This is a genomic window from Streptomyces sp. NPDC054840 (genome assembly GCF_053611065.1).
Window position 1 is genome coordinate 1 of sequence record NZ_JBSGZP010000380.1, and the last position, 7,248, is coordinate 7,248.

Consider the following 7,248-nt stretch of genomic DNA (forward strand, 5'->3'; position numbering starts at 1 on the left):
GCCGAAATGGCCACGGCACTGCGGGCCGCGGCCTCCGTCGCGGACGGCCCCCGGACCCGGGTCACCGCCCTTGCCCGCGCCTACCTCGTCTTCGCCGAGCGCAATCCGGCGGTCTACGACGCCATGTTCCAGCTCGACGGCGGCCTGGCGTTCGCGAACGAGGACACTCCCGAGCCGTTGAAGGACGCCTTTGCCGCCCTGCTGGAGACCCTCGGCGAAGTCGCCGGGGACGGCGTCCACCCGGGACTGTTCACCGAGTTGTTCTGGGCGGCCCTCCACGGGCTGGCGACCCTGACCCGGACGGGACGGCTGCCGTCGGCGGACGCCGATCGGAGGGTGGAGCTGCTGGTGGACCGGCTCGCCATCGTCTGACCACCGGCCCGCCGACCGCAGCGCTCAGCGCCTCCCGTCAGGCCTCCGACTCGCCGGATCAGGCGGTCCGCCACAGGGCGACTCAGCACGGTCGGAGCGGAGTGGCCCGGGCGATCCGGTCAGGCCGCTCCGCGGCGTGTCACCAGTCGAAGCTGAGGGTGACACCGCGCGCGGCGAGGCCGTCGATGACGCGGGCGTTGCCGAATGCGGAAAGGGCCGGGTGCTCGTCCCCGGGGACGCGGGCGAAGCGGCGGTAGCGGAGCGCGCGCAGGGATGTGATGTGCTCCAGTGGAGCGAGGTCGATCACGTGGTGGCCGTTGCCGTCGTGGCACCCGTCGAGGGTGAGGCGCTCCAGCGGGAGGCCGCTCAGGGGACGTAGGTCCTCCACTCGTTTGGAGCGCAGTGTGAGCGAGGTCAGCATGCGGGTACCGGCGAGAGGCGCAAGGTCGGTCTCGTCGTCATAACCCCCGGCCAGGGTCAGCGCACGGAGCCGGTCGCAGGAGGTCAGGGGCCTCAGGTCGGTGACCTCGGTCAGTTCCAGATGCAGTGCTTCCAGGTGGGGAAGAGCCGCGCCTATGCCGTCGAGTTCGCGAATGTGGAACTCCTCGCACTCGCCGCCCCACTCGCTCCAGATCAGGGCGATGGCCTTCGAGGAGGTGTGCCACTTCAGTTCCCGTACGGTGGCGCACTGGGCTTCGGTGACGGGCAGTCCGAGGAGGGCGTCGGCCACGTCCTGCCGGTAGTCGAAGCTGTCGAGGCCGTCGAGCCACTCCTCGCAGACGGCATCGCACGTATCCGTGCAGACATGCGCGCCTTCAGCCACCGGCGGTTGGAAGAGCGGCAGCGTGCCCGCTTCCATCAGCTGACTGACCACAGCCAGACTCAGATTGGTGTCCGGGAGCTCGTCGAGAGGACCTGCGATGCGCATGCCGGGACTCTACTGCCCCTTCTCCAGCAGTGGGATGAGGGGCCACCCCGACGAGGAAGTCGCGACCTGCGCGGGCTTCCTGGTCCGCGCGGCCGCGTTCTCCCACAACCAAGGCATCCCGCGCATCAACCGCACCCTCCTGGACGCATGGGCCTACCTGCGGCCCTACACCTCCGACGACGAGCGGACGGCAGCCCTGGCAGACTCCCTCCGCACCTACAACCACCACCGCTGCCACACCGCACCGGGCGGCCACCCACCCCTCAGCCGCGTCGACAACTCCAGGCGTTCCGCTCGCCCGCCGGTCGCGCCGTGAAGGCAAGCCGGCGGTGAGCACGGCGCAGCATCAGGCGGGCCATGTACGGGTGGGCGAGGCCCGCCACCGCGAAGTACAGGCGTCCGCGGGTGTTGTGGAGTCGTACGGCCGTTGCCAGGGTTACGGTGTCGTCCTCGATCACGATCGAGGAGCGGAAGTCCAGGTGGGAGGCGTCCTCGCCGACCATGAGCTCACGGTCGGCGGTGCCGCGGACGGGGAACGGCAGCACGTGCCTCCAGTCCTGTGGGTCGTGGGACATCCCCGGCGGCAGGGGCAGGCGCCAGGCGTCGGCGAAGTCCGGCCGGGGCACGGCCTCGTGCAGCAGCCGGGCGTGTGACGGCACGGGAACGGCGCGCGGACGGGCCCAGAACAGCCGGTTGACCAGCAGTGCGCGCGGCGGTCGGCGGGTCGGGGCGTGGGGCGGACGGCCAAGGGCGCCTCGTTCGATGTTGTCGAAGACCTCCTCGATCATCGTGTCGTGCACCGGCTGGATCGCCACCTTCCACTGGAGAAACAGCCGTACCGGCATGGTCAGTTCGAGGACGTGGACCACCCGGCACCGGTCAGCGCCGAGCGGTTCGACGTCGAAACGGTGGTATCCCTGCCCCATCGCCCCACCGGTGGTGTCGAAGCGGACGGAGCGGCCCGGCACGTACCCGGTGACGCAGTAGCGGACCCGGCCGTGGCCGCCGTCCGCGCCGACGCCGAGCGGACGGTCGAGGACCATCGCAGGCCAGACCGGGGTGGGGAAGACGGGGTCGTCGGGTGCCGACACCCGGTCGAGGAGCGCCCCGACGCAGTCGGCCGGTGCCGGGATGATCCGTTCGTGAACGTTGCGTACGGCGCGCATGCCGGACCTCCATACGGGAGCGTATGTTTCCACCGTACGGTAGCGTATGGAAATGTGAGTGACTCATCCGGCCAGCAGCGGCACCGCCTCGCCCGCAAGCGGCTCACCGCCGACGACTGGGCCGACGCCGCCCTTGCCGCGCTGATCGACCGGGGCCTCGCCGCTGTGGCGGTGGAGCCGCTCGCGGCCGCACTCGGCACCACCAAAGGCAGCTTCTACTGGCACTTCGCCAACCGCGACGCCCTCGTCGCCGCCGCACTCGCGCGCTGGGAGGAGTCGTCCACCGAGCGGATCATCCGGGCGATGGAGGCGGTCGAGCCCGACCCCGCCGCCCGGCTCGAAGCGCTCCTGCGCGGGGCAACCGTCGCCGCGGCCGACGACCCGCGGGAGGTACGGCTGCTGGCTGCCGGCGACCATCCCGAGGTTGCGGCCGCCCTCGCCCGCGTCACCGAACGCAGGGTCGGCTATCTCGCCCACCTCTTCGAACTGCTCGGATTCCCTGCGCCCGAGGCGCGCCGGCGGGGCTTCTTCGCCTACACGAGCTACCTGGGCCACGCCCACCTCGCCCACGCGGTACCGGGCGCCGCGCCCACCGACCCCGCGTATCTGGCCGAGGTGTCGGCCGCGCTGCTGAAGCGCTGATCCAGCGCAGCGGTTCTGGCTCGACGCAGGCAGGACGGCGGTCACCGCTCGGCGGGGCGATACGCCGCCATCCCCCACCGCCAGCCCTGGAAGCGCCGGCGCAGCCGCCCGTTCAACGGGCGTCCTTTTCCTACGGTGGGCCGTCCTCGTCTCGTCAGGGCGGTTCCGAGTACCGCACACGACAACGGGCCCTGCGCAAGGCAGTGGGAGGTGCCCTGCCGGTCGACGGCGAAGTGGCCCGGCTGATCACCGCCCGGCGGCCGGCACGGCCCTGGAGTTGCTCCGCCGGACCCGTACAGGCCTGGTCAAGGCGCCTCTCGCTGCCGCGACGCCACGCTCCGAAGCCGGGCGCGCGGAAGTCTGACGCAGCCGCGCGACCGGCGCGGCGGCCGGCTGCCGCCTACGAGCCCGGCTCCCATGAGGCGGCGGAGGGGCGGCGTCCGGGCCTGCGCGATCAGCGGCGGCAAACCCCTCGGGCGCGAGGAGGCCCGTCGGATGCTCGCCGTGGGCGTCGAGCCCCTGCCCCTGCTGCAGCCCCGAGAACGCACTGGGCATGACCGGCTGACCGCCGGCCTGCAGGATGCGGGTACGTTCGGAGGTAAGGGGTGCGGTCCTGGCCACCGGAAGGCCGCGACGGGGGCCGCGCCCCGACTCGCCTCCACTCCCCTCGGCAGCTCACCGCCCAGGCGCCGTCATCCGTCACCCCGCAGGGGTCGCTGGAGTCCCTGGAGGAGGAGGGCGATCAGGCGTCGGGGGTCGTAGCGGGGGTCGTCTTCACGTCCGACGCAGAGGTTTCCGATGCCGCGCATCAGCTCGTAGGGCTGCGTGCCGGGCCTGATGTCGCCGGCCTCGACCGCGGCGTCGAGCAGTTGGGCGCAGACGGGCAGCAGGCGGTCGAGGAAGTAGGCGTGCAGCGCGGCGAACCGGTCACTGTCGGACTGAAGGGCGTCGGCGAGGCCGTGCTTGGTGACCAGGAAGTCGACGAAGAGGTCGATCCATTGGCGCAGTGCGTCGAGCGGGGCATCGGCGCCGGCCAGCAGGTGGGGGCCGGCTTCGGCGCATGCCTCGATCTGGTGCTGGTACACGGCGGTGACGAGGTCCGCCCGGGTCGGGAAGTGGCGGTAGATCGTGGCCATCCCGACGCCCGCCCGGGCCGCGATCTGGCGGATCGGCGCGTCGACGCCGGAGGTGACGAACACCTCGGCCGCGGCAGTGAGCACCGTCTCCCGGTTGCGCTGAGCGTCGGCCCGCTTGCTTCGGGACGGCGATTCCCCTGCGGGACCCTCGGCGGCCATCACGTTCTCCTTCGACACCGTTGACAAAACGGAGCGACGCTCCGAATACTATGTGGAGCAACGCTCCGTTTCAGCTTAGCCGAAACGGGCACCCACCGAAAGGGAACCGCACCGTGAGCACATCCCACACCGCCGACGCCTTGGCCGTACCCGTCCCGGTCCTGTCCTTCAGCCCCGTCGTCCTGTCCGTGCCGGGGCGCCCCGTAGATCTCCAGGTGCGCGTCTCCGCACCCTGCACCGGCACCGATCTCCCCGTCATCCTCCTCTCCCACGGCCACGGCCCCTCGAACAACCTCTCCTCGCTCAACGGCTACGCGCCGCTCGCCGACTTCTGGGCGGCACACGGATTCGTCGTCGTCCAGCCCACCCACCTCACGTCCAGGACACTGACCGACCTGGTCGCAGACGCCCCCGGAGCACCCGACTTCTGGCGTTCCCGCGCCGAGGACATGACCCACGTCCTCGACCGGCTCAAGGTGATCGAGAACGCCGTGCCGCAGCTCGCCGGGCGGATCGACCCCACCAAGGTCGCCCTCGCCGGACACTCGCTCGGCGGCTTCACCGCCGCCCTCCTGCTGGGCGCCGGACTCACCGACCCCGACACCGGAGATCTGGTACACCTCCGCGAGCCGCGGATCAAGGCGGGCGTACTGCTCGCTCCGCCCGGCAGGGGTGGTGATGTCTTCAACGGGCCCATGGCCGCGCACTGGCCTGTCATCGGGGCCGTCGACTTCTCCACCATGACCGCACCCGCGCTCGTCGTCACCGGCGACAGGGACGACCCCCGGCACTTCACAGACATGGGCCCGGACTGGCACGCCGACCCCTACACCCTCGCCCCCGGGCCCAAAACCCTGCTCACCCTCTTCGACGCGGAGCACGGACTCGGCGGGATCGCCGGATACGACGCCGCAGAGACCACCGACGAGAACCCCGAGCGAGTCGCCGCCCTCGCCCGGCTCACCGCGGCATACCTCCGCACCCGGTTCCACCCCGGCGACAACGCCTGGCAGACCACCTGCGAGGCACTGACGACCGGACCCGACCCGGTAGGACGTGTCGAATCCAAGTAAGTCCCCCGGCGCGTCGGCCCGAGAGGGGCGAATGGGGGCCACGCATGTCCTCGTCATCTTCCACCGCCGGTGTCCCGACGAGCTCTGCGGGCAGCCCGGTCCCGTCGCCGGCGGCGAGTCGAGCGCTCCCGATCGCCGCGCTACGGTCAGGCCCCACGGCGCCGGCAGGAGGGACAGGGCCGCGCCCCGCCCATACCGCTGGAGATCCCAGGCCCGCGCACCCGCCCGTCCGGACCCGAGGGTCCGCTGAGCGGATGACGCATGCAGGCGCCGGCCGATGAGGGCCTGCGGGCTCGTAGGTGTGCGGAACCCTGGCCGACGGCCGCCCCTCCCCCGCCCCGGCAACCCGACGGGGCCGTAACAAGCCCTGACGGCACACCAGACCTTCTGTGTTCCGCGACGTCACTGCTCCCGAACGGCAAACCGTGGAACGTGGCGGACTTCCCGTCATACCGGTCCGGTGCCCTCGCGGATGCGGCCGCGAAACCCGGTGGTCGGCGTGGTCCGGCACAGGGCATCGTCGAGGTGCGGGATGCCGACGGCTGCGGCAGCGGACGACGCGCGGCCCGGTGGGGTGGCCCCGCCCGAGGGCCACGGCCGCAGCGGAGGCGGCCGCGGCCCCGCAGGGCTCCGACCGGGCGCCGCACGACGGCAACGCGGCGGGGAGGGGGGAGATCGCCCTGCCCGAATGGCGCCGCTTGCGGCGGAACTCCCGGAACGCGGGCCTGGCGCGGGCCGGGTGTCGTGCGCGAGGATCACGGCCTCACCCCGCCCTTCCGTGTCTCTTCTCCGGCACAACGCGTCCCTCACAGGAGGATGTCCATGTCCCGCCGCACACCCCGCGGTCTGAACGCCGCGGCCACCGCCACGGCCACCGCTGCCCTGACCCTGGTCGCCCTGACCGGATCTGCCTCGGCGTCCGCGTCCGGGTCCGCGCCGGCAGCAGCGCTGCCCCAGGCCCGCATCTTCATGGTCAACCCCGTCCAGTCCTCGGGGGACCAGACCCTGACCGACGCCAAGGACGCCGCCGACGCCGTGCCCGCCACTGCCTACACCACGGCCGCGCTGCGCAACCTGGACGCCAGCGGCCGGCTGTCGGGCCGGTGGGCGAACGTCAGATCGGACACCGGCGCCTCGGCGAAACCCGCGGACGCGACCGTATACAACCGCACCGACGACCAGTTCGAGCAGGTCATGGCCTACTTCTGGGTCAATGAGGCCCAGGAGTACCTGCAGGGGCTGGGCTTCGGTACCGAACTGCCCGGGGCCAACGACCAGGTCCAGCCGGTCCGCATCAACCAGTGGGGCGCGGACAATTCCTTCTTCTCGGACAAGAAGACCGAGATCCGCTTCGGCAAGGGCGGTGTCGACGACGCCGAGGACGCGGAGGTGATCGTCCACGAGTACGGCCACGCGGTGCACAACGCGCAGGTCCCCGGCTTCGGCACCTCTCCCGAGGCCGGCGCGATAGGCGAGGCCTTCGGCGACTACCTGGCCGTCGAGGTCGGCGCCCACGCCGACGCCGCGTACGGCTGGCCGCTGCGGGCCGACCTGGCCTGCGTCGCGGACTGGGACGCGGCCTCCTACAGTGATGCCCCGCACTGCCTGCGCCGCATCGACGGGAACAAGGTGTACGCCGACCTGGAGGGCGAGGTCCACGCCGACGGGGAGATCTGGTCCCGTGCCCTCTTCGACATCCGGGGCGCCCTGGGCGCCCGGACCGCCGACCGCATCATCGTCAACGCCCAGTTCGGCTTCGCGCCGGACACCTC

Annotated in this window: 7 protein-coding genes and 1 pseudogene; 5 read left to right on the plus strand and 3 right to left on the minus strand. The window is 71.9% G+C overall.

The window, feature by feature from the left end; all coding sequences use genetic code 11:
- Nucleotides 1-372, plus strand: a 372-nt coding sequence (locus ACWGIU_RS24270; protein WP_453709031.1) for a TetR-like C-terminal domain-containing protein, incomplete at its 5' end; no start/stop codon positions are given.
- A gap of 139 nt (nucleotides 373-511) precedes the next feature.
- Here ACWGIU_RS24270 and ACWGIU_RS24275 read toward each other — a convergent pair.
- Entirely contained in the window at nucleotides 512-1,300 is a 789-nt protein-coding gene (locus ACWGIU_RS24275; RefSeq protein ID WP_453709032.1) for a DUF6892 domain-containing protein, read from the minus strand.
- Nucleotides 1,301-1,343: 43 nt separating this feature from the next.
- On the opposite strand from ACWGIU_RS24275, the pseudogene ACWGIU_RS24280 reads away from it, so the two are divergent.
- Nucleotides 1,344-1,616, plus strand: a pseudogene (locus ACWGIU_RS24280) (integrase core domain-containing protein); the annotation flags it as partial.
- Here ACWGIU_RS24280 and ACWGIU_RS24285 read toward each other — a convergent pair.
- A complete protein-coding gene (locus ACWGIU_RS24285; RefSeq protein ID WP_453709033.1) occupies nucleotides 1,564-2,466 on the minus strand; it encodes a DUF2867 domain-containing protein in 903 nt (300 codons plus the stop codon). The pseudogene ACWGIU_RS24280 and the gene ACWGIU_RS24285 sit on opposite strands and share 53 nt — an antisense overlap.
- A gap of 54 nt (nucleotides 2,467-2,520) precedes the next feature.
- Between ACWGIU_RS24285 and ACWGIU_RS24290 the strand changes: the two genes are divergently transcribed.
- Nucleotides 2,521-3,108, plus strand: coding sequence for a TetR/AcrR family transcriptional regulator (locus tag ACWGIU_RS24290; RefSeq protein ID WP_453709035.1), 588 nt, complete (start codon nucleotides 2,521-2,523; stop codon nucleotides 3,106-3,108).
- Nucleotides 3,109-3,800: 692 nt separating this feature from the next.
- Here ACWGIU_RS24290 and ACWGIU_RS24295 read toward each other — a convergent pair.
- Nucleotides 3,801-4,403 carry a TetR/AcrR family transcriptional regulator gene (locus ACWGIU_RS24295; protein WP_453709037.1) on the minus strand — a complete coding sequence of 201 codons (603 nt, stop codon included), beginning with the start codon at nucleotides 4,401-4,403 and terminating at the stop codon, nucleotides 3,801-3,803.
- A 113-nt stretch (nucleotides 4,404-4,516) separates the two neighbouring features.
- Between ACWGIU_RS24295 and ACWGIU_RS24300 the strand changes: the two genes are divergently transcribed.
- Together ACWGIU_RS24300 and ACWGIU_RS24305 are read left to right on the plus strand one after the other, a co-directional pair.
- Nucleotides 4,517-5,476 (plus strand): alpha/beta hydrolase family protein, encoded by a 960-nt coding sequence (locus ACWGIU_RS24300; protein ID WP_453709038.1) that lies wholly within the window; start codon nucleotides 4,517-4,519, stop codon nucleotides 5,474-5,476.
- Between the two features lie 822 nt (nucleotides 5,477-6,298).
- Nucleotides 6,299-7,248 (plus strand): M36 family metallopeptidase (locus tag ACWGIU_RS24305; protein ID WP_453709040.1); only part of this gene is annotated, 950 nt, incomplete at its 3' end.

Excerpts from the sequence above, each read along its gene's own strand:
- ACWGIU_RS24275 (WP_453709032.1), bottom strand. The coding sequence starts at position 1,300 with ATGCGCATCGCAGGTCCTCTCGACGAGCTCCCGGACACCAATCTGAGT.
- ACWGIU_RS24295 (WP_453709037.1), bottom strand. The coding sequence starts at position 4,403 with ATGGCCGCCGAGGGTCCCGCAGGGGAATCGCCGTCCCGAAGCAAGCGG.
- ACWGIU_RS24285 (WP_453709033.1), bottom strand. The coding sequence starts at position 2,466 with ATGCGCGCCGTACGCAACGTTCACGAACGGATCATCCCGGCACCGGCC.